General features: G+C 24.5%; 21 protein-coding genes, 1 riboswitch and 1 other annotated feature. Of the genes, 11 read left to right on the top strand and 10 right to left on the bottom strand.

The genetic code is table 11. The features are described from left to right. The first annotated feature begins 8 nt into the window (after positions 1 to 8). Complete coding sequence (locus AC4FQW_RS09040) at positions 9 to 2,279, top strand: PAS domain-containing hybrid sensor histidine kinase/response regulator family protein (protein WP_491148653.1); 2,271 nt, start codon at positions 9 to 11, stop codon at positions 2,277 to 2,279. A gap of 167 nt (positions 2,280 to 2,446) precedes the next feature. On the opposite strand, the gene AC4FQW_RS09035 is transcribed toward AC4FQW_RS09040, so the two are convergent. Next, the gene (locus AC4FQW_RS09035) at positions 2,447 to 4,354 is read right to left on the bottom strand and encodes an SH3 domain-containing protein (protein ID WP_491148651.1); all 1,908 of its coding nucleotides are present in this window, start codon (positions 4,352 to 4,354) and stop codon (positions 2,447 to 2,449) included. A 189-nt stretch (positions 4,355 to 4,543) separates the two neighbouring features. After that, positions 4,544 to 5,266 (bottom strand): gamma-glutamyl-gamma-aminobutyrate hydrolase family protein, encoded by a 723-nt coding sequence (locus AC4FQW_RS09030; RefSeq protein WP_303127808.1) that lies wholly within the window; start codon positions 5,264 to 5,266, stop codon positions 4,544 to 4,546. Positions 5,267 to 5,557: 291 nt separating this feature from the next. Between AC4FQW_RS09030 and AC4FQW_RS09025 the strand changes: the two genes are divergently transcribed. The 5 genes from AC4FQW_RS09025 (at position 5,558) to ribH (ending at position 10,585) form a co-directional block, all read left to right on the top strand. Beyond that, on the top strand, positions 5,558 to 6,103 hold the full coding sequence (locus AC4FQW_RS09025) for a DUF6512 family protein (RefSeq protein WP_303127813.1): 546 nt from the start codon (positions 5,558 to 5,560) through the stop codon (positions 6,101 to 6,103). A gap of 62 nt (positions 6,104 to 6,165) precedes the next feature. Further along, a riboswitch (FMN riboswitch) is annotated at positions 6,166 to 6,283 on the top strand. Between the two features lie 410 nt (positions 6,284 to 6,693). After that, positions 6,694 to 7,890, top strand: a complete 1,197-nt coding sequence (gene ribD, locus AC4FQW_RS09020) for a bifunctional diaminohydroxyphosphoribosylaminopyrimidine deaminase/5-amino-6-(5-phosphoribosylamino)uracil reductase RibD (protein WP_491148650.1) — start codon at positions 6,694 to 6,696, stop codon at positions 7,888 to 7,890. Between the two features lie 69 nt (positions 7,891 to 7,959). Further along, a complete protein-coding gene (locus AC4FQW_RS09015) occupies positions 7,960 to 8,616 on the top strand; it encodes a riboflavin synthase (RefSeq protein ID WP_491148648.1) in 657 nt (218 codons plus the stop codon). A 135-nt stretch (positions 8,617 to 8,751) separates the two neighbouring features. Beyond that, on the top strand, positions 8,752 to 10,050 hold the full coding sequence (gene ribA / locus AC4FQW_RS09010; protein WP_491148646.1) for a GTP cyclohydrolase II: 1,299 nt from the start codon (positions 8,752 to 8,754) through the stop codon (positions 10,048 to 10,050). A 73-nt stretch (positions 10,051 to 10,123) separates the two neighbouring features. Beyond that, positions 10,124 to 10,585, top strand: a complete 462-nt coding sequence (gene ribH / locus AC4FQW_RS09005; protein ID WP_491148644.1) for a 6,7-dimethyl-8-ribityllumazine synthase — start codon at positions 10,124 to 10,126, stop codon at positions 10,583 to 10,585. Positions 10,586 to 10,637: 52 nt separating this feature from the next. Here the strand turns inward: ribH and AC4FQW_RS09000 are convergent, their stop codons facing one another. Continuing rightward, a complete protein-coding gene (locus tag AC4FQW_RS09000; protein WP_491148706.1) occupies positions 10,638 to 11,879 on the bottom strand; it encodes a hypothetical protein in 1,242 nt (413 codons plus the stop codon). Positions 11,880 to 12,042: 163 nt separating this feature from the next. On the opposite strand from AC4FQW_RS09000, the gene AC4FQW_RS08995 reads away from it, so the two are divergent. Further along, positions 12,043 to 13,398, top strand: a complete 1,356-nt coding sequence (locus AC4FQW_RS08995; protein ID WP_491148642.1) for a tetratricopeptide repeat protein — start codon at positions 12,043 to 12,045, stop codon at positions 13,396 to 13,398. Positions 13,399 to 13,540: 142 nt separating this feature from the next. Continuing rightward, positions 13,541 to 13,812: a binding site (T-box leader), on the top strand. 181 nt (positions 13,813 to 13,993) lie between these two features. Then, a complete protein-coding gene (gene brnQ, locus AC4FQW_RS08990; RefSeq protein ID WP_303127985.1) occupies positions 13,994 to 15,373 on the top strand; it encodes a branched-chain amino acid transport system II carrier protein in 1,380 nt (459 codons plus the stop codon). A 163-nt stretch (positions 15,374 to 15,536) separates the two neighbouring features. On the opposite strand, the gene AC4FQW_RS08985 is transcribed toward brnQ, so the two are convergent. Genes AC4FQW_RS08985 through AC4FQW_RS08975 form a run of 3 tightly spaced genes read right to left on the bottom strand, consistent with a single transcriptional unit; the run spans position 15,537 to position 18,955 of the window. Further along, complete coding sequence (locus AC4FQW_RS08985) at positions 15,537 to 16,430, bottom strand: N-acetylmuramoyl-L-alanine amidase family protein (RefSeq protein ID WP_491148640.1); 894 nt, start codon at positions 16,428 to 16,430, stop codon at positions 15,537 to 15,539. A 15-nt stretch (positions 16,431 to 16,445) separates the two neighbouring features. Beyond that, positions 16,446 to 17,684, bottom strand: coding sequence for a YARHG domain-containing protein (locus tag AC4FQW_RS08980; protein WP_491148638.1), 1,239 nt, complete (start codon positions 17,682 to 17,684; stop codon positions 16,446 to 16,448). A gap of 11 nt (positions 17,685 to 17,695) precedes the next feature. Continuing rightward, positions 17,696 to 18,955 carry a zinc ribbon domain-containing protein gene (locus AC4FQW_RS08975; protein ID WP_491148637.1) on the bottom strand — a complete coding sequence of 420 codons (1,260 nt, stop codon included), beginning with the start codon at positions 18,953 to 18,955 and terminating at the stop codon, positions 17,696 to 17,698. A gap of 145 nt (positions 18,956 to 19,100) precedes the next feature. On the opposite strand from AC4FQW_RS08975, the gene AC4FQW_RS08970 reads away from it, so the two are divergent. Further along, a complete protein-coding gene (locus AC4FQW_RS08970; protein WP_491148636.1) occupies positions 19,101 to 19,925 on the top strand; it encodes a zinc ribbon domain-containing protein in 825 nt (274 codons plus the stop codon). 116 nt (positions 19,926 to 20,041) lie between these two features. On the opposite strand, the gene AC4FQW_RS08965 is transcribed toward AC4FQW_RS08970, so the two are convergent. Continuing rightward, positions 20,042 to 21,037 carry a polysaccharide deacetylase family protein gene (locus AC4FQW_RS08965; protein WP_491148634.1) on the bottom strand — a complete coding sequence of 332 codons (996 nt, stop codon included), beginning with the start codon at positions 21,035 to 21,037 and terminating at the stop codon, positions 20,042 to 20,044. Between the two features lie 384 nt (positions 21,038 to 21,421). Then, complete coding sequence (locus AC4FQW_RS08960) at positions 21,422 to 22,843, bottom strand: amino acid permease (RefSeq protein WP_491148632.1); 1,422 nt, start codon at positions 22,841 to 22,843, stop codon at positions 21,422 to 21,424. Positions 22,844 to 23,063: 220 nt separating this feature from the next. On the opposite strand from AC4FQW_RS08960, the gene AC4FQW_RS08955 reads away from it, so the two are divergent. Further along, positions 23,064 to 23,531, top strand: coding sequence for a methylated-DNA--[protein]-cysteine S-methyltransferase (locus AC4FQW_RS08955; protein WP_491148630.1), 468 nt, complete (start codon positions 23,064 to 23,066; stop codon positions 23,529 to 23,531). Between the two features lie 82 nt (positions 23,532 to 23,613). On the opposite strand, the gene AC4FQW_RS08950 is transcribed toward AC4FQW_RS08955, so the two are convergent. Further along, positions 23,614 to 23,862, bottom strand: a complete 249-nt coding sequence (locus AC4FQW_RS08950) for a Z-ring associated ZapG family protein (protein ID WP_303127967.1) — start codon at positions 23,860 to 23,862, stop codon at positions 23,614 to 23,616. 145 nt (positions 23,863 to 24,007) lie between these two features. Next, the gene (locus AC4FQW_RS08945) at positions 24,008 to 24,475 is read right to left on the bottom strand and encodes a hypothetical protein (RefSeq protein ID WP_491148627.1); all 468 of its coding nucleotides are present in this window, start codon (positions 24,473 to 24,475) and stop codon (positions 24,008 to 24,010) included. Positions 24,476 to 24,641: 166 nt separating this feature from the next. Here AC4FQW_RS08945 and AC4FQW_RS08940 point away from each other — a divergent pair, with 166 nt between their 5' ends. Then, positions 24,642 to 25,034, top strand: a complete 393-nt coding sequence (locus tag AC4FQW_RS08940) for a zinc ribbon domain-containing protein (protein ID WP_303127962.1) — start codon at positions 24,642 to 24,644, stop codon at positions 25,032 to 25,034. Positions 25,035 to 25,095: the final 61 nt, after the last annotated feature.

Raw genomic sequence — 25,095 nt, 5'->3', positions numbered from 1 at the left:
TAATTTATATGAGAAAAAGAAAGGAAGGATATGAAAAACGAATAAAAAACATAACAATTATAAGTAATATTATAATTATACTTTTATTAGTTATATTTTTCATATTCTTTATAAGATCTATAGATAGCCTGAAAAAACAAATAAACTATATTTTTTATCATACATTTAATGTATCATCTAGTGTAAATAAAATAAGTAGTAATTTAAATAATATTGGGGTAGGTGTATCTAAGTTATCAAATTTAACTAACGAAGATGATTATAAAGATATAAAGTCAAGCATAGATAAAGATAAAAATAATATTAAAAATGAACTTAAGTACATAAAAGATAATTATTTAGGTCCTTATAAAGACTATGAAGAATTTTACAATAGTATAATGCAAGTAGAAAGTAAGTTTGATGAAGTTTTTAAAGGTGCTAAATATAACAATGGTGATTGGATTAAAAAAGAACTTGGTAAAAAGGTATGTCCGTTAGTTACTAAGTATAATAAAAAGGGATATGAAATTATTGAAAATGCTCAAAAAAAATGCTCAGAATTAAATGAATACTATGAACATATAGATAATGTTTTGGTTATTGGATTAGTTATAATTGCTTTATTTATTCTAATAGTTTCTACAGTATTTAAGAAAGCTATAAAGTCAATGAATAAAAAAGTTTATGATGGTTATGAAATATTAAGTGTTCTTTCAAAAACATTAGATGCTGTATTTATTGTTTTTAATTTAAAGGATAAAAAGAAGGAATTTATTAGTTCAAATAGTTTAAGAGTTCTTGGAATAAATAATATTGAAATAGAAAAAGATAAATTTTCATTTATTAACTTAATTCATCCAGATGAAAGAGAAGAAATAAAAGAATTGCTTGAAAATGCTAATCAAGAAGAACCTTTAGAAAAAGAGTTTAGATTTTATAAAAATAATGAATTAGAGCCTATATGGTTAAGACTTAATATATTCCCTGTAAAAGATAATTATGATCCTAAAAGTAATGTATCTAAATATATAGTAACTATTAGTGATCAAACAGAGGAGAAGAAAAAGAAGCAAGCACTTAGTGATGCTTTAAGGTTAGCTCAAGATGCTAATCGTGCAAAAGGTGATTTTCTTGCTAATATGAGCCATGAATTAAGAACTCCTATGAATGGAATTATAGGTATGACAACATTAGCTAAGACAAACATAAACAATACAAAAAAGGTAGAGCAATATTTAGATAATATATCTATTTCTTCTAATCATTTAATGATGTTAATTAATGATATTCTTGATATGGCAAAAATAGATAACGGAAAAATGTACATAACACATGAATTATTTGATTTTAACGAAATGATAAATGATGTAAATTCTATGATATATCAACAAGCTATAAAAAAAGAATTATCTTATAATGTGAAAATGACAAATATAGTTTATAAAAAGATTATTGGCGATTTTATGAGAACAAAACAGATACTTATAAATATTTTATCAAATTCAGTTAAATACACTCCTTCTGGTGGAAATGTACTTATGGAGATTAGTCAAATTCAAAGTGGAGATAAACTAAAAGTTAACTTTACAATAAGTGATAATGGAATTGGTATGAGTGAAGAGTTTTTAAAGAATTTATTTAAACCATTTGAAAGAGGTAGTAATATAAGTAATAAAAATATAGAAGGTACAGGTCTTGGACTAGCTATTACAAAAAATCTTATAGCATTACTAGATGGAACAATTAGAGTTCATAGCAATTTAAATAAAGGATCAAAATTTGTAATTGAATTGCCTTTTGATATTGATAAAAATTATAAAGTATCAGTAAATGATTTGCAAAATAATAAATTAAATACATTTAGTAATAGTAATATAAAATATTTATTAAAAGGAAAGAGATTTCTTTTAGCAGAAGATAATGATTTAAATGCGGAAATTGCGATATCATTTTTAGAGCAAGCATCTGCTAAGGTAGAACTTGCGAAAAATGGGAAAGAAGTTTTAAAAAAGTTTTTAAAATCACAAAAAAATTATTATGACTGTATATTAATGGATATACAAATGCCATTGATGAATGGATATGACGCAACTAGAGCTATAAGAAATTCGGTACACGATGACGCAGAATCTATACCTATAATTGCAATGACAGCAGATGCTTTTGAAGAGAATATTACAATGTCATTAGAAGCAGGAATGGATGGACATATATCTAAACCAATAGAGATAAACGTACTATACAATACTTTAAAGGAAATACTTATAAATAAAAAAGAAGGAAAATCTAATAATTAATAGAGAAATTTAATTTGATATAAAGTTATACTATTTTATTATTTAAAAATATAAGATTTAAATAATAAAATAAATTACAAAATTTAATTTATAAACTATATGAAAAATAGACTTTTTAAGATTTTATTTTAACTTAAAAAGTCTATTTTAAAATATAACAGAGAAAATTATTTACTTATATATTGTCCAAAAACCCAACCAGTATGTCCATTATAATTTACTTTATACCATCCATTTGAACTACCTAATACAGTAACGACTCTATTATTAGGTATAGTTAATATACAACTACTATGAGTAGTATTAGATGTTCTTAAATTTAATCCTGAGCGAGCAGTTATTCTAGCTTTCTTCATGCTTTTGTTTTCGTTATTAGAAGATGATGATTCTATGAAATTAGAATTTACTCTTACATAGTCTTTAGAAACATAAGCGTGTCCACCTATATATTCTATTTCATAGAAGTTACCTTTTGAACCTGTGATAGTAACTTTATTATTTCTTCTTAAAGAACCAATTATTCTTGAGTTAGTTGAAGCACCACTTCTAACATTTAAATAACTATTAACATTAACAGTACCAGTTTTCTTATCTGTAGAATTATTTGATTTTTTAATTTCTTTACTAGGTGATATATTTTTCGTAGTTTCTGTATAAGTTGAATTTATTCTTACATAATCTTTAGAAACATAAGCATGTCCACCTCTATATTCTATTTCATAGAAGTTACCTTTTGAACCTGTAATAGTAACTTTATTATTTCTTCTTAAAGAACCGATTATTCTTGAGTTAGTTGAAGCACCGCTTCTAACATTTAAATAACTATTAACATTAACAGTACCAGTTGATATTTTCTTAGCTTCAGATTGTATAGCTGTTTGTTTTTTAACTTCAGATTTAATATTTATTTTTTTAGTTGTATCTGTTTTTACTGATTTATAGTTTTTTACATAGTCTGAATAAACATAAGCTGAATCACCATTATAATTTATTCTATAAAAATGATTATCTAATCCTGTAATATCAACTTTAGTATTATTTTTTAATGCTCCAATTGCTTTTGATTTAACTGAAGGGTTACTTCTTACAGTTAAATAAGTATTTACTCTTACAGTACCTTCAGCTATTTTAGGATTAGTTTTACAATTAGATTTTTTAGGGCTAGTTTTATAAGCAACCTTTTTAGCTTCTTCTTTTACATATTCATAGAAATGAGAAGTTGGAGTTATATTTTTTCCATCATATAATCCTCTTTCATGATATATATTATTATTAAATAATGCCTTTTGATTATCAACAACATAAGCTAATGTATGTTCTTCATTAGCCCATCCCATAAAAATATATGCATGCATTTCTCCAGCAAAACATACATCACCAGGTTCTAATTGGTTTAAATTAGTTACTTTTTTCCATCCAACATTTTTTAGTGCTTTTTCTAAATTAGTTGTATATCCAGTCTCTTCAGGAATATTTACTCCAACACGTCTTAATGCTTCTGAAGCAAAGTAAACGCAGTTGTTGCTAGTAATACCATTATGAAGTTTTACAGCTTTTACATCAACAGATTTTTGATGTTCTGGATCCATCATATAATAATATAAATTTTCTTGAACTTTTGAATGAAATTTTGGTTTTACTGCAGATGATATTGTATTTTCACTTGAGGCTTTAACTGGTGAGTTTACTTTATTAGAATCAATTTTTTTTGTTTCTGAAGAAGATGTAGTATTTATATCTTTTTTTACTTTTTCTTCAGATTTTTTATCAACAGTATTTTTACTTTTTATAGTTTTATTTTCTGTTTTTTTGTCTTTAGTAGTTTCAGTATTTTTTGTTACATTATTATTAGTTTTCACTTCTTTATTGTTAGCTTTAGAATTAGAATCTTTTACATCTTTTTTAACTTCTGATTGATTATTAGAATCTAAAGCTTTTGAAGTGATATTTGTATTACTTTCAATTTTTTGTGTACTCATATTATCGGCAGATGCCGTTAATGAAGATGAATACAATAATGATCCTGTAGAAATTGCACTTGCAATTAAAAACATAGCTATTTTCTTACTTTTCATTATTAATCCCCCTAGTTTTCTTTTGTATATTTATCAATTAATATTTTACAATAAAATTACTTTGCAAAATGTTAATAAATTATAAATAAAGAAAAAAAAACAATATATAACAAAAAATAGATAGAGATATAAAGTGTTTTATAATATTGTTATATTAAAAGTATTTTAATATAAATTAATAGAATTATATTATTTGCAACTGTTTATGAATTTTTTAAATAAATTAAGCATTTTTAAATCTTTTAATGCGAGAATTTCAGGATGCCATTGAACCCCTATAACAAATTTTTTATTAATCATTTCTATAGATTCAATAACACCATCTGGAGCATATGAAGTGGCTTTAAAACAATTACTAAGTTTATTAATACATTGATGATGTCCACTATTAACAATATATTTATTTCCTAATAAAGAATTAACTAAACTATTATTTATTGTTGTTATAAGATGAGTTTTTTCACCTAAATAGTTTTCTTGATTATGCTTAATATGATTTTTCTTAAAATAAGATATATCTTGATATAATGAACCATAACAAACTACGTTTAATAATTGCATACCTCTACATATTCCAAGTATTGATTTATTTAAATTAATAGCTTTTTTAGCCAATGTAATTTGATACCAATCCATTAATTCGTTTGATTTATTTTGAAGAGGTTTTGGGGATTCACTATAATAAAGTGGATTTATATCTAATCCTCCAGGAAATAAAAAACCATCACAAAGATTTAATTGATAATTTAATACGTCAAGGTTTTTTGTTGCTGGTAAAATAATTGGCACACCTAAAGCATTTACAATAGACTTAGAATAATTATTGTTATTGTAATCATAATTATCTCCAATAAAATAAGTTCTTTTATCAGTAGATATAGAACTAGGTATTCCTATTATAGGTCTTTTCATAATAATCACCTCAACATAAAATAGAAAAGAACTTTTATAATATTATATTCTTTATATAAAAAGTTGATAAATTTAGTTATATATTTAATTTATAAAAATTAAGGGTAATATAAATTTTATATAATTAAGAATTTTATTGTTTAAGTTTAATAAAATATAAATAGTTTGATTCTTAAAAATCTTAAGTAGTATATAAAAACAATTAAAGAGAATAATAAAATAAGGAGTAATTTAAGATATTAATCAACTTAGGTTACTTCTTTTTTAATCTAAAATAAAGGAGGTTTCTATATGTATAAATCATTATCACCACAAAAGAAATGGATTATAAAAGGAATTCCTATTTTATTTATAATAAGTGCTTGCATTCATTCATTATATAAGTTAACAGGTGAGAATAAAATACTTGCAGCATTTTTTCCTATGAATGAAAGTGTTTGGGAACATTTGAAGATGATTTTATTACCTATAATTTTATGGTGGAGTATTTATTATTTAGTTAATGGAAAAATATACGATATAAATAAAAGAAAATGGTTTACTGGTGCTCTTGTATCATTGATTATTTCTTTAATAACTGTACCTTTATTATATTATTTTTATACTGGAGTCTTTGGTATTGAATCAGTAATTATAGATATTATAATATTATTTTTAGCTGTTTTAATTGGACAATTAATGGGATTATATGTTTATAAAAGGTGTAAGGGTATAAATTATAAATTTTGTATTATAGTTTTTATTATATTAATATTACTTTTTGTTTTATTTACATATTTTCCACCTGAATTACCTATCTTTCTTGATAGTACAACTGGAAAATATGGAATTAATTAAATATAACAAACATTAACATATTTACATTGAAAAGTAAGTATGTTATAATATTAACAAATTTAATAAATCTTCAGGGCAGGGTGAAATTCCCTACCGGCGGTAAAGCCCGCGAGCTATTAAATTAGCAGATTCGGTGAAACTCCGAAGCCGACAGTATAGTCTGGATGAAAGAAGATTAATAATAATTAAGTATTATATTTAATGAAATAATTTTGGTAATTATATTTTAAGTATAATTTTTATACAACATTAATTATTAATAGTATATTATTAAAATTTGTTTTTTAAGCTCTGAAATAATTTATATTTCAGAGTTTTTTAATATTAAATAAAAATTTAATATTAAAATATAATTTAAAATAAATTTAATTTAAAAGATATTAGATACAATTATATATTAAAAATTAAAAAATAATTATAGTATATTGTATTAATATTTTATTTAAATAAAGTTACTATTAATTTATAATATATAGCTTAATTATATTTATAAGGTTAATCAAATTCATTTAAGGTCCTGAGAAAATATTCTCAGGGCTTTTTTATATCCTAAAGAATTATTAAAAATTTAAAAAAGAGAGATGATGCTAATGGATGAAAAGTATATGAAGCTTGCGATGAATTTAGCTAAAAAAGGTGAAGGAAAGGTTAATCCTAATCCTTTAGTTGGAGCTATTATAGTGCAAGATAATAAGATAATTGGTAAAGGTTATCATAGAGAATTTGGGGAAAATCATGCTGAAATAGAGGCTTTTAATAATTTAGCTTCTGACAGTTATGGTGCAACTATGTATGTAAATTTAGAGCCTTGTTCTCATTATGGAAAAACTCCACCTTGTGTTGATAATATTATTAAAAATAAAATTTCAAAAGTGATTATAGGATGTTTGGATCCAAATGAATTGGTCAAAGGAAAAGGTATTAAAAAACTTGAAAATGCGGGAATAGAAGTTAAGATTAGTAATTTAGAAGATGAATGTAAAAAACTAAATGAAGTTTTTATAAAGTATATAAAATTAAAAAAACCATTCGTAGTTTTAAAGAATGCTATGTCTTTAGACGGAAAAATATCAACATATACTGGAGAATCAAAATGGATAACTGGGGAAAAATCAAGAGAATCTGTGCATAATTTAAGGAATAAATATATGGGGATAATGGTTGGTATCAATACTGTTATAAAAGATAATCCAGAATTAACTTGTAGATTAAAAAATGGAAGAAATCCAGTAAGAATTATAGTTGATAGTAATCTTAGAATACCTATAAATTCTAAAGTAATTTTAAATAATAAAAATTCATTTAACTTAAAATTATTAAAAGAATTTAATACTGAAATAGAAAATATAAATGATTTTTTAAAAGAAGATAATAATTTAAAAATTAGAAATAATATAGTTTTAAAAGATATAACAATAATTGCAACTACTAAAAAAGCTAACAAAGAAAAAATAAAAATTTTAGAAAGCAAAGGTGTCATAGTTTTAATTACAAAAGAAAAAGAGAATAGAGTAGATTTAAATGATTTAATGATTAAACTTGGAAAACTAAATATAGATAGCATTTTACTTGAAGGTGGATCAGAATTAAATTTTTCAGCTATTAAGGAAAGAATTGTAGATAAAATTATATGTTATATAGCTCCAAAAATAATTGGGGGAAGTAGCTCAAAGACACCAATAGGTGGACAAGGGATAGAAAAAATAAGTGATGTAATAAATATAAAAGATATGAGCTTTAAAAATATAGGAGAGGATATAGTCGTTGAAGGGTATATAAGATACTAAATAAATTACAAAGCTACTTAATAATTATAATTTAAAAAAATTTATTATATATAATTTTGAGGTGAAAATATGTTTACTGGAATTATAGAAGAAATAGGAGAGGTTAAATATATAAAAAAAGGGATAAACTCATCAAGACTTTTAATAAAAGCAAAAAAGGTTTTAGAAAATACTAAGATTGGAGACAGTGTTTCAACGAATGGAGTATGTCTTACTGTTACAAATATAAGTAATGATAATTTTGAAGCTGATGTTATGTCAGAAACATTAAGAAGAAGTAATTTAGGAGGTCTAAAAATTGGTAGTAAAGTTAATCTTGAAAGAGCATTAACTTTAGAGAAAAGATTAGGAGGTCACATTGTTAGTGGACATATAGATGGAACTTCTAAAATAATATCTTTTTTTAGAGAAGATAATGCAATTTGGATAACATTAAAAGCAGATAAAAATATTTTAAAATATATTATTTTTAAAGGTTCGGTAACAATAGATGGGGTAAGTCTTACTGTGGCATATGTAGATGATGAAATTTTTAAGGTTTCAATAATACCTCATACAGGAAGTGAAACAAATTTATTAAGTAAAAATATTAATGAAACAGTGAATATTGAGTGTGATTTAATTGGAAAGTATGTTGAAAAGTTATTAGGTTTAAATCAAATAAGTAATGAAAAGAAAGCTAATCAAATAAGTGAGGAGTTACTTATAAATACTGGCTTTATATAAAAGAAAAATAAATATTTTAACTATATTTAATAGCTTTATTTTAGATATAAGAAATATTATTAACTAAAAATAATTTATATTATATAAATAATAATTTAGGATTTTAAATATTAGTATAAAGGTGGATGGTAACAAATGTTTAAGTTTAATAGAATTGAGGAAGCAATAGAGGATATAAGAAGTGGAAAGATGGTTATAGTTATTGATGATGAAGATAGGGAAAATGAAGGAGACTTTTTAATGGCTGCTGAAATGGTTAATGGTGAAGCTATTAATTTTATGGCAAAGCATGGAAGAGGCCTTATATGCATGCCAATTGAAAAGAAAATCGCAAAAAAATTAAATTTTCATCCAATGGTTTCAAATAATACAGATAATCATGAAACTGCTTTTACAGTATCAGTAGATTATAAAGATACTACTACAGGAATTTCAGCTTTTGAAAGAGCTTTTACTATAAAAAAAGTTTTAGAAAGTAATAATTGTAATGATTTTAGAAGACCAGGGCATGTATTTCCTTTAATTGCAAAGAATAATGGAGTTTTAGAAAGGTTAGGACATACAGAAGCAGCTGTTGATTTAGCAAAACTTTCAGGTTTTAAAGGTGCTGGAGTTATTTGTGAGATAATGAGTGAAAATGGAGATATGATGAGAACAAAAGAACTTATTGAATTTGCTAAAAAGTTTGGTATTAAGATTATTACAATAGAAGATTTAGTTGAATATAGAAAAAATAAATTAGAAGTTAATAATTTTAAAGATAATCTTATTAAATGTAACTTTAATGAAAAGGAACTTACTTTTAATAATAAAAATTTAAAGTATGAAAGTAGTAATAATGAAGTTGTTGTTGAAAGAGTTGTAGAAACTAAAATGCCAACTAAATATGGTTATTTTACAATGTATGGTTTTATAAATAAATTAAATGGTGAACATCATGTGGCTTTAGTTAAAGGAAATATAGAGGGCGGAAAAAATATTCTTGTAAGAGTTCATTCAGAATGTCTAACTGGAGATGCCTTAGGGTCAAGAAGATGTGATTGTGGGGAACAATATGACGCTGCTATGAAAAAAATATCAAAAGAGGGGAGGGGAATACTTCTTTATATGAGACAAGAAGGACGAGGAATAGGACTTATAAATAAGTTAAAGGCTTATGCTTTACAAGATGAGGGATATGATACAGTTGAAGCAAATATAAAACTTGGATTTGAAGCTGATATGAGGAAGTATGATGTAGCAGCAGCTATACTTAAGGATTTAGGAGTTAAAAGCTTAAAGCTCATGACAAATAACTTAGATAAGATATATAGTTTGGAAAATGAAGGTATAAGTGTAATAAATAGAGTTCCTATTCAAATGGATTTCAATGAAAATAATGAGTTTTATTTAAAAACTAAAAAAGAAAAAATGAATCATATTTTAAATTATTAAACTGATAAATTATAAGATTTATAATAAAAATTTTTAAATGATATTTTAAACAAATTTTTTAGGAGGAATTAATATGAGAATATTAGAAGGAAATTTAGTAGCAGATAAATTAAAAGTTGGAATAGTAGCTGGAAGATTTAATGAATTTATAGTATCAAAATTATTAAGTGGTGCTTTAGATGGTCTTAAAAGACATGGTGTAGATAAAGAAAATATAGATGTTGCTTGGGTTCCAGGTGCTTTTGAAATCCCTCTTATAGCAAAGAAAATGACACAAAATGAAAAATATGATGCTGTTATATGTTTAGGGGCAGTTATAAAGGGATCAACACCTCATTTTGACTATGTATGTGCAGAGGTTTCAAAGGGAATAGCACAAGTATCAATGCAAACAGAAAAGCCAGTAATATTTGGAGTATTAACTACAGATACAATAGAACAAGCTATTGAAAGAGCAGGAACTAAAGCTGGAAATAAAGGTTATGATGCAGCAGTATCAGCTATTGAAATGGCAAATTTATTAAGTAATTTATAAAAATTATAAAAAGACTAGAGCTTTTAAGAGTTCTAGTCTTTTAGATTAATATTTATGCTTTTCTACCAATAGTAGTATTGTCACAAGTTCTATCTCTAAGTTCAGGAATAGGGTGAGTATCAACTTCAAAACGATAATCTTCTTTCTTTTTGCAAATATAATCATCAATTACATTATGACTTGGTACGATATCGTTAGAACTATTTACGATATTTTGGAATTTGCAGAAATTACTATTAGCAGGAACTTTAGAAACATCAATATAATCTTCTTTATCTGAAGTTTCATTTACAGTTCCTTTTAATATATTTCTTACATAATCAACATTTGATCTAAGTTCAAGAAGTTCAGGGAATTCACCATTTGGAATAACTTGTTGCCATTCTTTATTTTCATATTTTTTTAGTAATTCTGCTGCTTTATGTAGTTGAGCAATTTCCATATGTAAGTTTTGTTCCCATAATGATTTTATGTATGGGTCCTTTTCTGTCATATAACATGAATAATATAAATAGCATTCTGTATATTCATGGTTTAAAAGATTTTCAAGCCAAGTACAGTTAGGATCCATTAAGCTTTCATATTGACTAACGTGTTGTTCTTCAATCAATCCAATTTCTTGGTATAATTTTCTTCCTATATCTTCTTTTGCTAAGTTAGAAACATTCATGTAATAATTCATTGTTTGTTGTTCAGCAGCAGTTATAATAGATACGTTTAACTTTGTTATAGGGTCGGCTGTAGTATTATCTATAAAGCGTTTAACATTATCAAACGGATAACGGTGCTCTGATATAGTTGGACGACCTGGCATAATTTCAGTAAATCCTCCAACTAAGTGTTCAGCATGTATTCCTTCTTTCATTTCTAAAAGATCCGCATAACGATATAAGTGGTCAAAATCTTCTAATAATGCAAAGTCTAATGCTTTTTTTACATTAGGATCTGGTTCTCTTTGAGCTAATACCGCAGTTAAATCAACAGCTAATTGTTCGTAACTTATTGTGTGTTCTAGTATAGATTCATTTTTAGGTTTTAAGTTTGAGATTTTCATTTGTTGTTGTTTTTCTATACGACGAGTAAGAGCGATTTCTCTACGAAGGTCATTATTATTACAATGTCTAGCAAATTGATGTGAGAACCAGTTTGCCTCAAATTCTGTTCCGTTCATAAGAATAATTCTAGTTTTAGTATATGGGTCTACTTCATGCTTATTATAAGGTTTTGGATAAATATCATTCCAATTTTCAAATGAGTTCCAAATATCCATAGGTTTTTCATTAAATGGATTCATAGTCATATCTTTACCTCCAATTTTAAAGTTTCATTTATTATTGTTACAATAATAGGGAATATTATGTATTACTATAAAATTTAAATATTAAAAAATTTTGGTTAAATGTTTACAATAATTTTGTAAGGTGTTACTATTTAATTGGAATTAAATGGAGGTGGAAATGAGTTTATTAAGGGGTATTGGGAATGTTTTAGTATATGTTATATTCTACATTTTATATTTGTTTTTAAGTATATTATTAAATTTTAGATGGAATATAATCATATCTGGAACTTTAATGATTATTTTTTTTATAATTGTTACAAGGCAAGGAATAAATATATTTAAAAGATATAAGGGTAAGATTATAAAGATAAAAATATTAAGCTTTATACTTAATATAATGATGTTATTTATGATCTTTATATCTATACTTGTATTGAAGGATTTTTATAAGCTTGAAGATAAAGGTGTTGCGTTATATGCTATTGCTTTAAAGACAGAAGGGGAGTCTGAAGAATATAATAGTAAATTTAAAGTGCTTGATTATAAAAACAATAAAATATTTTATACAGAAGAGCAAGAATCAATAATAGAATTAATAAAAGAATATATTAATGAAGCGAATAAAAAGAACAAAAATATTTTTGGAAATTTTGATTTAAGTACTTTAAGTATTAAATTAGATTACGATAAAAATGTATTCCATAAAAGAAGTAATAATTATAAGGTTGGAGGGTATTATCTTGTAGATGCTAATAGTATGTATTTAAGTGTAGAGGATCCTTATATAGATGTTTTAAAAGGTTATGATTTATTATATGACTTTGATTTTAAAGAAACTTTTTTGCACGAATATACACATCATATAGTATATGAATTTATGAAGAAAAATAATATAGATGAGAGCAAAGTCCCTATATGGTTTATAGAAGGAGTATCGGAGTATGTTGGAAACTTAGGTAATAGTTTATATGAGCCACAAAAAATTATAGAATTTGAAAAATTAACTGATTATGATAATTGGAATGAAAGTATAAGTGAAGTAGATGTTTATACTCAAAGTAATTATGCTGTAAGTAAAATTGCGAATCAAAATGGAAATATTGCAATAAAAAATATATTATTAAATATTAAAAATATGAATTTTAATGAAGCTTTTAAGAAAGTTACAGGAACAGAATTTAAGGAGTTTGAATATAATTTTATAAAAGATTTTAATAATGGTTTTATTGAATATAATGATTTAGTACAATATATAGATGACTATAATATTAATGATGAAACTAGAGTTAAATGTTATGAGAAGTATTTAGAAAAGAATAATATAATTAGTGCTTATGAAACTTTAGCTAATATATATGATAATAGATTAAATAATTATGAAAAGGCTAAAGCTACTTTAAAAAAATGTATAGAAAATAATCCAAGTAGTCCTGAGGCTTGGAGGTATCTTGCTTTACTTTATGATGAAAAGGGAGAAAAAAGTTTGGCAGAAGAAGCATTTAATAAAGAAAAGGAGTTATTAAATAAATAACTATTTTTAATAAATTTAATTATAAAAATACTTAAAATCAATATATAATTTTATAAACAATAAATTATATTAAAAAATTTAAATGAGTAGTTGACAAGTTGGAAATTAAAGTATAATATATATTTAAATTTAAAACAGATTTTTAAATTCTATGACGAGAAAAAGTAAGTTATATAATTGTTCCACAGAGAGTTGGCATTTTGCTGTAAGCCAATGTTCAGTATATTTCCGAAAATCATCTCTGAGAAGTAAAGCTGAAATGATATTTTAGTAAGCTTTATCGGATTTTCACCGTTACAGGAAAAGCGTATTAAGATGTACGTAATTAAGGTGCTATGAACATAGTTAAGTGACATTTAGTTTATTTATGTTTATAGAATTAGGGTGGTAACGCGATTTAACCTCGTCCCTTTTATTAGGGACGGGGATTTTTTATTTTTATAAGTTTTTGATTTAAATATTTTAATAAAATATTTAATTAAAGTTATTTTATAAAAAGAATGTTAAATAAATTAAAAGGGGGCAATTTCATGGACATAGAAGGAGACATACAATTAGAATGATTTTTAAAATTGATTAATTGGGGGCGTTTTTAATGAAAAATTTATCAAAAAAAGATTTATTATTAGTAAGCTTAATGCTTTTCTCATTATTTTTTGGTGCAGGAAACTTGATTTTCCCGCCATTTTTAGGACAGTCAGCTGGAGTAGATACTTGGATTACTATGATTGGATTTTTAATTACATCAGTAGGATTTCCTATTTTAGGTGTAGTTGCAGTAGCAAAATCATCAGGACTATATAATTTAGCAAGTAGAGTAAGTCCTTTATTTGCAACGGTATTTACAATTCTTATTTATCTTTCAATTGGACCTGGACTTGGAATACCAAGGGCGGGAAGTTTACCATTTGAAATGGCAGTAAGACCATATTTAGGAGAAGGCTTTATATCTCATGGATTGGCATTATTTATTTATACATTTATATTTTTTTCAGTAGCTTATTGGCTTTGCTTAACTCCATCTAAATTAGTAGATCGTATGGGGAAAGTTTTAACTCCTACGTTATTAATATTAATTTTTTCAATATTTATTGCAAGTATTTTTAAGCCATTAGGTGCTTATGGTGAAGTAACTGGAGAATATGTAAATGCACCTTTAGTAAGTGGATTCTTAGAAGGATATATGACCATGGATACAATTGCAGCATTAAATTTTGGTATTGTTATCTCACTTGTAATTAAACAAAAGGGAATAAAAGGAGAAAAGGCAGTTGTAAAAAATTCAGTAAAAGCTGGTGTATTTGCAGGTGGATTATTAATTTTAATTTACTCAATGCTTGCTCATTTAGGTGCAACCAGTGGTGGTAGATTTGGAGCAACTGAAAATGGTGCTCAAACTTTATCAAATGTTATGACATATCTTTTTGGAGATATGGGAGCTGTACTTCTTGCAGTAATATTTACACTAGCTTGTCTTACTACTTGCGTAGGACTTATAACATCATGCAGTCAATATTTTGTAACATTAAACTCAAAGATAAGTTATAAAACTTGGGTTAGAGTTTTAGCATTATCAAGTATGGTTCTTGCTAATATGGGACTTACAAAAATTTTAAGTATTTCAGTTCCTGTACTTGATGCAATTTATCCAGTTGCTATTGTTTTAATTTTACTTGCAATGTTTGATAAACTTTTAAAGGGAAATAAGTTAGTTTATTCAGCAACAGTTTTAATTACAGCTTGTGTAAGTGTTATTTATGCATTAAGCAATACTTCATTAAATATGAAATTCCTTGAAGGTATAGTTAGATGGTTACCACTTTATGATAAAGGGTTAGGTTGGGTAGTTCCAGCATTTTTGGTAGCTTTATTAAGTTCTTTAGTTGTATTATTTAAGTATAAGGTTAATAATAATGAAATTTTAGAAAAAGAAATTAATGAGGAAAAGGTAAATTTAAGTGAATTAGAGTTATAAAATTCTTATTTGATTAATTAATTTATTATATATAGAAAGAATAAGAAGTTTGAATATAAAGTATTAATAATAAAAAATTAATTATTATATATTAATACAATAATAAATATAGACTGTAGAATTTTTATCTACAGTCTATATTTTATACTATAATGTTTAAGGATTATTTAAAGCAATTATTAATGCCTTGAGCTATTCCTTCACATATTTGATTATAATTTTTATCATTACTTAGGTAAGAATCTTCTTTAGGATTTGAAATAAATCCTAATTCAAGTAAAACAACAGGAACTTTTGACCAATTAAATCCAGTTAAATCGTCTCTTTTAACTACACCTCTATTATATATACCAGTAGTTTGGGTATAAGAGTTTAGTATCTTTTCACCATAAGAATAACTTTTCTTTGCTATATTTTCTGTTATATATCCTTTGACTTCAGGAACAAGTATAGAAGCTCCTTTAGCGCTTGGTGAATCAACTCCATCACAATGAATTCGTATTAGTAGATTTGCATTAGCTTTATTTCCTATATTTGCTCTTTCTATATTACTACGTTGTTCACTTATATTATCTTTAGTTAAAATAACATTATAACCTTCTTTTTCTAATAAATTTTTTAATTTAATACTTATTTTGTGAGTTATTGTATATTCAGGTATACCACTACTCACACCAGTTGCTCCACTAGTATCTTTTAATTTTTTTTCTTTTGAATCTGGTGATACACATTCTTTTTCATTTGAGCTTTTACTTGAATGTCCTGGATCAATAACTATAGTTATCTTTTTTAAGTTATTAGTATTTTTATTAAGATTATTTTCATTTAAGTTTTTATTATTAGATGTAGAATTAGTATCTTTAGTATTTTTCTTTTCTTTATCGTTAGATTTATCAATATCTTTAGTATCATTGATTATATTATCTGATTCAGAATTTATTTTTGAATTAACAGTATTAGAATCAAATGAATTAACTTTAGATTTATTATTAGTACAACCAAATAAAAGTATTGATAAACTTAACGTTAATAAAATGAATTTCATAAATTTCTTCATTTATATTACCTTCTTTTACTTAGAATTTTCAACTGATTTTATAGTTTTTACATTTGATACTTCATATTCATTAAGTTCTTTATCATCACCTTTAAATGATGAATCTGGAGAATACCAAGACTTTGAATTAAAATATGATTTATAAGGTTCTGTTCCAAATATATAACCATGTCTTGCATAAATTTCATTTCTCATAAGAGCTAATGTTTCTTTGTTGTACTGATTAATGTCGGATTTATCTATATAACTTGAGTTACTATAGGGAATTAAATAATCTCCTTTATAATCATAAATATTTTTAGGAATATTATTAGTTGGAGTTTCATTTTTAAAGCTATAAATATTTTGTGATGAATCTGTAGACTTATGATTTTCTTTTGATTCATCTATTTTTTTCATTAATTCGTTATAGTTTATATAATCTTTTTCGTTATAGCCATATTTCTTAGCTAAAGATAAATAACTAAGGCATGCATCGTAGTTTTTGCCATCAAAGTTTTTATCTGCATAAAATGTACATAATTTATATATTAATTTATTGGTATCTTCTTTATTCAAGTTAGTAAGGGGAGACATTTCATCTATGAATGATGAATCACCTTTTAATACATTATATATTGAATTAATAACATCATCATTATATCTATATTCTAAAGCATTATTATAATCTTTTAATTTTTCAAAAGTAGATGTATCAGAATCTGCTTTATTTACATAATGATTATACATTAGTGAATCTCTTGAAAAATAAATGAAACTACCAATGGATAAAATAACTATAATAATTATACTTATTATTATGTATTTCTTTTTTTTATTTTTAGGTTTAATTTGGTCATCATAAGAATATGATTCCTCATCTATTTTATTATTGTTAATTATATTATTAGTATTTTTATTAATAGTTTCTTTAGATGAATTATTAATATTATTGTTTAAATCATAATCATTTTTATCATATAGTGTAGTTTTATCTAAATCATTAGAATCGGATTTTTGTGATTCATTAATTTTGCTTTTACTATATTTTGACTCATCAATATTAATTTTATTTTTATTAATAATATTATTAGAATTAGTGTCAAGATTACTCTTTATATTAATATCATTATTTTTTGATAACTCTTCATTAGATAAATCTTTAGTATTATTAGATGATATTTCTACTTCATTTTTAATAATTTTATTCCCACATTTATTACAAAACTTAGCTGAACTTTCTAATTTATTTCCACATTTATTACAATATTTCATTAAATACACCTCTAATCTTTAATATCAGTTAAAACTAATAGACCATTAGAATTTCTTTCAAAAGTATAAGTATTTTTAAATTCTTTATATTTTGGAACGTTATTATTTTTAGCAATAGAGTATACTTCATTACAAGTAACTTCTCCAGTATTTGTATCATTATTAAATTTATAATTTAGTATTTCTGTACTATTAAATGATTCAGTAATATTTTGTTTATAAATATCTGGTACAACCTTCTTTTGTTTATTATATATAGGACTATTTTCTTTAAGGTATGATGAAATATAATTAAAGTCATTATAATTAACAGCATAAGCGAACCCAGATGAGTAATTATTTAAAAGGCTATAAAGTTCTGTTTTAAAATCATCTTCTGATGCTTTAGCATCAGCAAAATTAATGTAAATTTCAGATGAAGAATCAACAGTATATTTTTTACTCATAAGTTTTTGACCATTTTCATTTGATATAGCATAAATAGTACTATTTGGGTCAACTGGACCAAAATCCTTAGCATCTTTTACTTTAATTCCAGTATTTTTGTTATTTATATATAAGTCAGCGTTTGGTATATCACTATCTATATGTATAATTTTTAAATCTTTAAATACTTCTATATCTGGACAATTATTATCAAAAGTATTTACATCTATAACTTCACTTTTATTTAAATAAGAATTAGATAATTCTGCTGTGATATTATAGTTTCCAGGCATTAAAGGTCCTATTTCTGTTGATTCGTTTAAATCACTATAAGTTTGATCTAACACTTTAATTTTAAAATTTTTAAAATTGCAATTTACTTTCATAAATGTAGGTTTAACAACAACTTTATATACTGGGAAAAAGAAAAACTTTTTAGAAATCTCTTTTATTGATAAAGGATAACCAGTATCAACATATTTTCCAGCGTTAAAGTTATCATTTATATCAGAAAATTTAGATGGATTTTTAGTAAAATAATCAATTAAAACATTTGCATTTGTTGTATTAATTTGTAGTTTTTGATTATCACAATAAAGAATTTCTTGAAGTTCATCAGCGTTTTTATTAGATATTGCATTAGAAAAATCCATTGCAATTTCAGACTGTGTTTTTGAGGTTGATTTTCCATAAATAAAAATACCTCCTATTAAAATAAATAAAATTATAATAAATCCAATTATAAGTTTAAAATAATTTTTATTTTTGTTTGAATTAGAAATAGTAGAGCAATTAGGACAAGAGCCGTTTTCAAGCCTACTACCACATTTGCTGCAAAAATTCATAATATATCCTCCTTAGTAAAAACTTATATAAATAATTTATCATTTTTATGTATAATTTACAAATATAATTAAAAATTGACATAAATAGTATGCGGAAGGTATAATTTTCAATATAATATTTAATTAAATTAAAGGGGGAGAAATAATGTATTGTACCAAGTGTGGAAGTAAGATTCCAGATGATTCAAAATTTTGTCCAGAATGTGGAAATAGTTGCGGTGGAGAAACAAAAAATAATAAAACAACTATAAATATATCAACTCCAGAAGTTGATATAAAAAAGCATAAAAGTTATGTATTAACTGCAATAAAACATCCATTTACTAGTATGAAGGATGGTATACTAGGACTTTCATTGAAGTTAAGTTTAATATATGGCATAATAATAACTTTGTTAATTCCTTTAATAAAGGTATTATCTATAAAAATATTTAGCTACAACTTATTAAAATCAATTATGGAATTGGTTTATAGTATATCAGGAGAGTATTTTAGTAAGAATGATTCTATATTTTTAAAACAGCAATTTAACACTCAATTAGATATAGTATTTCCTACTGGAAGTGTATATTTCTTAGATTTATTAAATTATATATTATTTTACGGAATAATAATTTTTATAGTATATTTAATTTATAAATATTTAATAAAAGAAAAGATAGATAGAAAAAATTTAGGAAATATATTTTTTGTTTTTTCAGTAATTAATTTTATACTTGTTATAATTCAATCTTTAGCATTATTTATAGGATTTATACCTTGGGCTATAGTAAGTATATTTGCTTCAATAACTTCAGTAATTTTAATTTATAGTGGTTTTAACAGTATATTAAAAGGAAAAAATAAATTAGTGTATTTATTTTCATTTGCTTATGTAATAGCATTTGGAATAGTTTTATGGGTTTCAATTAATAATATAACATCTATAATAACAAAAATTATTTATCATTCTAGTGGATTAAATTTTTAAAAATTCAAAAGTAATAGATTTAATTATAAAATTTTTAATAAAAACGAATTAAAATATTTTTGTAAATAAAATAGAGTTGCTTTAAAAGTATTAAAGCAACTCTTTCATTATGTAGACTATTTTATTGTTCTAAATTCAAAGCCTTTATCTTTAAAATATTCAATTATTTGAGGTAGAGCTTTTGCTGTTTCAGCTTTTCCATAAGTATCGTGCATTAATACAACAATACTATCTGCATTTGGACCAAGTTCATTAACGCTTTTCTTCAAGAATTCAACAAGTTCAGGTGCGTTTTTCTTTTTACCTTCAGCATCACCATTTAGAGCGTTCCAGTCAATATTACTTATATTAAGTTCTTGCATTTTCTTTTTAAAAGGTTCTCTACCTTTCCATGACCAATATCCACCAGGTAATCTTATTACTCTAGTTGAAAAGTCTTTTCCTAAAACACTTTTCATAAGTTCATCATTTTTATTAAAGTCTTTTAGCATATTATGTACATTCATAGTTCTACCTGGGTATAAGTAAGCATAATCATGGCTATAACTATGATTTGCAATAGCATGTCCATTTTTAGCTATTTCTTTTAATAATTCCTTAGCTGTATCATTTGCAGCTAGAGATTTTCCCATTATAAAAAATGTACCTTTAACATTATATTTTTCTAGAGTTTTAAGGACTGTTGGTGTATTAGTAGTTGAAGGACCATCATCAAAAGTTAAGTAAACAACTTTTTTACCATCTGTTCTAACAGGGTACTGTTTAGCTCCAGTTAATAAATCATTTGTATTTTTTGCTACCATTTCAGCATCATCAGCATTTGGGTCATCTTTTAATGCTATATATCCACTATTATCTAATTTTTTTTCTTCAGGCTTTTCTTTTGCTTCGTTATTAATATTATCATTATTGTTGTTATTAGATGAATCAGTAGTAACTTTGTTAGTATCGGCTTTAACAACTTCATTATTAGTACTTTTTTTATTTAAAATTAAAAATAAAGGAATACAAATAATTAATATAGCAATAAATGAAATTGAAATTATTTTTCTTCTTCTCATTGCTTTTTTTCTTTTCATTATTTGCATACTTTTACGATTATTATTTTTCATTTTTTATTACCCCCTTTTATTTCTATATTTAAACTATATATTAAATATTAATATTATTAGTTACATAATGGTTAATTTTTAGCAACAATTGCTGAAAAATGAGCTAAAAATTATTATTTTAATAAATTATCATTTAAATTATCTAAATATGTATTTAAGTTTTTTATTACTAAAATAGATATTGATATTAGACTATGTTTTTTAGTGGATTGGTTTATATAGGTATAAAATATTTAATTTTATATTTAGGTTATTTCATTATAAGAAATCAAATAGAGAATTAATTACAAAAGATTTGTTATTTAAGTATATAATAATTAAATTTTGAAATTATATCTATAATAGAAGGAGCTAAAATTTAGCTCCTTTTTTAATAATTATAAATTATATTAATCCTTTTTGTCTTCTTTCTCTTTCAGCAAGCTTTGGCATTATTAAACCAAGTCCTACTAATACGAAAGGAGTTATTATATTTAATACTAATTGGAAAGTATTTTCTGAATACATACCACCTATACAAGCAAAAGCTGTGAAGAAGAAGCACCATGCTCCTAAAATTATTCCAAGAACTTTGCTCTTTGTGAAACGATATTCTGCATGGAACTTGTCTCCAGCTTTCTTTAATGCGATATAAGCTACAAACACCCATAAATAACGTAATGGCATACAAACAGCATTTAATTTAACTAACCATTTAACTATAGCATCAACATTTCCTATACCAAATGCAGGAATTATAATTAATATTGATACAATTATAGTAATTAATATATTACCATTTATAAATGCACCATGTTCATTTTTCTTAAGTAATTTTGATGGAATAAATTGTTCATCAGCATTTTCAAGTAAAATACGTAAAGGAGCATCAATTGATAGTATTAAAGTTGAAATTTGTCCTATAACATTTGTTATAGCATATATTACAACGAATGTATTTCCGATTCCGTAATACTCACCAAGTTTTTGGAATGCATAATAAGCACCATTAGTTAATAAGTCTTTTGGTACATTATCAGAACTAAACATCATACCAAGAGAAATAGTTCCTAATATAGCACATACTGCAACCATAATTGCTAAAGCAATCATACCTTTAGGGAATCCCTTTGAAGGATTGTCCATTTTATTTACATAAGGTGAAATCTTTTCACATCCTCCAACGGCAAATACTAATATTGAAAGACTAGTAAAGTATTTAACATCAAATGTAGGCATAAATGTTTTAAATGACCAATCAATATTTACTAATTTAGCATCAGTAATAGCAGGTGCTGCTATCATAAGAAGTATAAATAAGATTGACATAACAAACATTGATGTACCAGCAATAGTTGTTATTCTTTTTAAAGGTTTTATACCTCTTGATGCAACCCATATTCCTATTAAGAATATTATTAAACAAAGTGTTTGTAAAAGAATTGGATTTAAAGAACTAACCCCGTTGTTTTGGAATATAGCCCAGAAACCAGCAATAATAGCACCTTGTGGCTTTTGAGAAATATAAGGAAGATGTACAACCCAATAAGTCCAACCAGCATAATATGCAAGTCTAGGTCCAATAGTTTCATTGATCCATGAACTTACACCACCACCTAAATCTTTGAAGGCAGAACCAAGTTCACCTACCATTAAAGCATAAGGTACAAAATAAATAGCAAAAATAAGAATCCATGATACTATAGCCTTTAATCCACCAAATTCTGAGAATCCATTAACTACATTACCGAATCCCCAAACAGCAGAGAATGCCATAAGAGCAAGGCTATACCACATAATTTTTTTAGTTTCTTTAGTTTCTTCCATATGAAACTCCCCCAATTATAAAATTTTTATTTTAATAAAACTATAGATAATTTCAAATATACAATTAAATGTACATTTAATTGTATAATAATTGTATAAAAATAAGTTTAATATAATGAATATAAATAGTCAAGGACATTTGTGTATTATAGGCGAACAATTTGTTTGTATTTGTGTAATAACTAAATATTCTAAAATACCACTAAAGGAGAGGAAATATTTGATTAATACTTATTATTACTACACAAGTTTAGGAAAAATTACTATTGTTCAAGAGGAAAATTATATAACAAAAATTTATTTTGGTGAAAGTAAAGAAGTAAACTCAAATAATATAGAAACGGAATTAATAAAAGATGCAAAAATTCAAATAGAAGAGTACTTAAATGGAAAGAGAAAAAAATTTAATTTACCAATTAATCCAAAGGGAACAGAGTTTCAAAAGAAAGGTTGGAAATCTCTGATGAAAATACCTTATGGAAAAACATTAAGTTATAAAGAAATTGCAAATTTTATTGGAAATAAAAATGCTTCAAGGGCAGTAGGAATGGCTAATAATAAAAATCCAATACTTATAGTCATACCTTGTCATAGAGTAATTGGATCAAATGGAAATTTAATTGGATATGCTGGTGGAATTGATATGAAGCAAAAACTTTTAAATATAGAAAAAGAAAATACGTTATAAATTATAGGTATATAAAATAATTGGTTACTATCACAAATAAAAATAAACTCTATAAAGGAGTATTCCTTTATAGAGTTTACTTTTATTTAGAATTTTCTTTTATATAATTATTTAAATTAGTTATTTGGTTATTTAACTCATCAATTTTTTTATTAGAATTTGAAAGTTCATTATTAGTATCAGAAAGAGTTATTTGTTTATTGCTATATTCTTTATCTAGTTTAGCTTTTAGTTCATTATTTTTATTTGAACCGCAACCTATGATAATTCCAACAAAAAAACAAATAAATACTAATACGATAGTAAGTAGTTTTTTTACTAATTTATTCATTAATTTCTCCCCTTAATTAAAAACATTTAGAGCAAGCATCTAATCCTAAACTTTGTGCTTCTTTTAATGATGCTTGTCTTGCGTTGTTTGGATTAGTATTTCCACAATGGTTTGTTCTATGATATTTTTTACCAGTTGCAGTTATTCAAACAGTAGTTCCAACAGTATTATTGTTGTTATCTTCATAATTTGAAGAATTATTTTTTGCTTTTGATGAAGAGCTTGTATTATTAGTAGTAGATTTATGAGAGCTATTACTACTTTTTTTTATGTTAGTACTAGATTCAGCCGAAGTAGTTTGTTTTTCTTTTAATTCTTCTTTTGCTTTTTCTGCTTTTAATTTTTCAGCTTCTTTTTTTGTTTCAATTTCATCTTTTTTTGATTGTAAAGTAGAAATCTCATTTGTTAGCTTAGATATTTTAGAATTATTAGATTGCAATGCTAAATTATTATTAGAGATTTCAGATGATATACTAGAATTTCTAGATTGAGCTGAAGCTATTTCATCTGCAGATGCTGATGAAATATTACCAAATATAATTCCTAAAAATAAAAATATAATACCAAAAGCTAAAATTTTCTTATTTTTTGATATAAATGATTTAAAGTTCATTATTTAACTTCCCCCTTTGTTTTTAATCATGATTATAATAATATAATGTTTAAAATATATAGTATAATGTTACAAAAATTTAAAATATTGCATTTAAAAATAAATTTTGGATAGTTGTAAAATATATATAATAATTATATTTTTATAATTTAAGTTAGGAGGAAATATGTTTTTTATAGGAATATTCGGAATAGAAAGTAAGTCAAAGGAAATAAAAATTTTAGAAAATCTTCAGTGTAAAAAATGCAATTTAAAAACTAAGGGTAAATTGATAAAAACATTTGACTGTTTTCACTTTTTCTTTATACCTTTATTTAAATGGAATGAAAGCTATTATGTAGTTTGCAACAGATGTAATTCTGTATATGAAATTCCAAAGGAAAAAGGTAAAGCAATAGAAAGAGGAGAGAATGTTGATGTAACTTATTGGGATTTAAAAGAGATTAAAAGAGAATATAATAACAATTATTATCAATATGAAAAAAGATGTCCGAATTGTGGAAAAGTAATAGAAGGTGATTTTAAATATTGTCCATATTGTGGAGAAAAAATAAATTAATTATTAAAAATAAAAAAGTTTAAATCATGTACACAGCAATAAATCAAATTATTAATAAATT

The organism is Clostridium sp. TJA085, assembly GCF_058310235.1.
The sequence above is the reverse complement of the archived record's forward strand: the minus strand, read 5'-3'. Positions and strand labels throughout refer to the sequence as shown.

Excerpts from the sequence above, each read along its gene's own strand:
- AC4FQW_RS09040 (WP_491148653.1), top strand. The coding sequence starts at position 9 with ATGAGAAAAAGAAAGGAAGGATATGAAAAACGAATAAAAAACATAACA.
- AC4FQW_RS09035 (WP_491148651.1), bottom strand. The coding sequence starts at position 4,354 with ATGAAAAGTAAGAAAATAGCTATGTTTTTAATTGCAAGTGCAATTTCT.
- AC4FQW_RS09030 (WP_303127808.1), bottom strand. The coding sequence starts at position 5,266 with ATGAAAAGACCTATAATAGGAATACCTAGTTCTATATCTACTGATAAA.
- AC4FQW_RS09025 (WP_303127813.1), top strand. The coding sequence starts at position 5,558 with ATGTATAAATCATTATCACCACAAAAGAAATGGATTATAAAAGGAATT.
- ribD (WP_491148650.1), top strand. The coding sequence starts at position 6,694 with ATGGATGAAAAGTATATGAAGCTTGCGATGAATTTAGCTAAAAAAGGT.
- AC4FQW_RS09015 (WP_491148648.1), top strand. The coding sequence starts at position 7,960 with ATGTTTACTGGAATTATAGAAGAAATAGGAGAGGTTAAATATATAAAA.
- ribA (WP_491148646.1), top strand. The coding sequence starts at position 8,752 with ATGTTTAAGTTTAATAGAATTGAGGAAGCAATAGAGGATATAAGAAGT.
- ribH (WP_491148644.1), top strand. The coding sequence starts at position 10,124 with ATGAGAATATTAGAAGGAAATTTAGTAGCAGATAAATTAAAAGTTGGA.
- AC4FQW_RS09000 (WP_491148706.1), bottom strand. The coding sequence starts at position 11,879 with ATGAATCCATTTAATGAAAAACCTATGGATATTTGGAACTCATTTGAA.
- AC4FQW_RS08995 (WP_491148642.1), top strand. The coding sequence starts at position 12,043 with ATGAGTTTATTAAGGGGTATTGGGAATGTTTTAGTATATGTTATATTC.
- brnQ (WP_303127985.1), top strand. The coding sequence starts at position 13,994 with ATGAAAAATTTATCAAAAAAAGATTTATTATTAGTAAGCTTAATGCTT.
- AC4FQW_RS08985 (WP_491148640.1), bottom strand. The coding sequence starts at position 16,430 with ATGAAGAAATTTATGAAATTCATTTTATTAACGTTAAGTTTATCAATA.
- AC4FQW_RS08980 (WP_491148638.1), bottom strand. The coding sequence starts at position 17,684 with ATGAAATATTGTAATAAATGTGGAAATAAATTAGAAAGTTCAGCTAAG.
- AC4FQW_RS08975 (WP_491148637.1), bottom strand. The coding sequence starts at position 18,955 with ATGAATTTTTGCAGCAAATGTGGTAGTAGGCTTGAAAACGGCTCTTGT.
- AC4FQW_RS08970 (WP_491148636.1), top strand. The coding sequence starts at position 19,101 with ATGTATTGTACCAAGTGTGGAAGTAAGATTCCAGATGATTCAAAATTT.
- AC4FQW_RS08965 (WP_491148634.1), bottom strand. The coding sequence starts at position 21,037 with ATGAAAAATAATAATCGTAAAAGTATGCAAATAATGAAAAGAAAAAAA.
- AC4FQW_RS08960 (WP_491148632.1), bottom strand. The coding sequence starts at position 22,843 with ATGGAAGAAACTAAAGAAACTAAAAAAATTATGTGGTATAGCCTTGCT.
- AC4FQW_RS08950 (WP_303127967.1), bottom strand. The coding sequence starts at position 23,862 with ATGAATAAATTAGTAAAAAAACTACTTACTATCGTATTAGTATTTATT.
- AC4FQW_RS08945 (WP_491148627.1), bottom strand. The coding sequence starts at position 24,475 with ATGAACTTTAAATCATTTATATCAAAAAATAAGAAAATTTTAGCTTTT.
- AC4FQW_RS08940 (WP_303127962.1), top strand. The coding sequence starts at position 24,642 with ATGTTTTTTATAGGAATATTCGGAATAGAAAGTAAGTCAAAGGAAATA.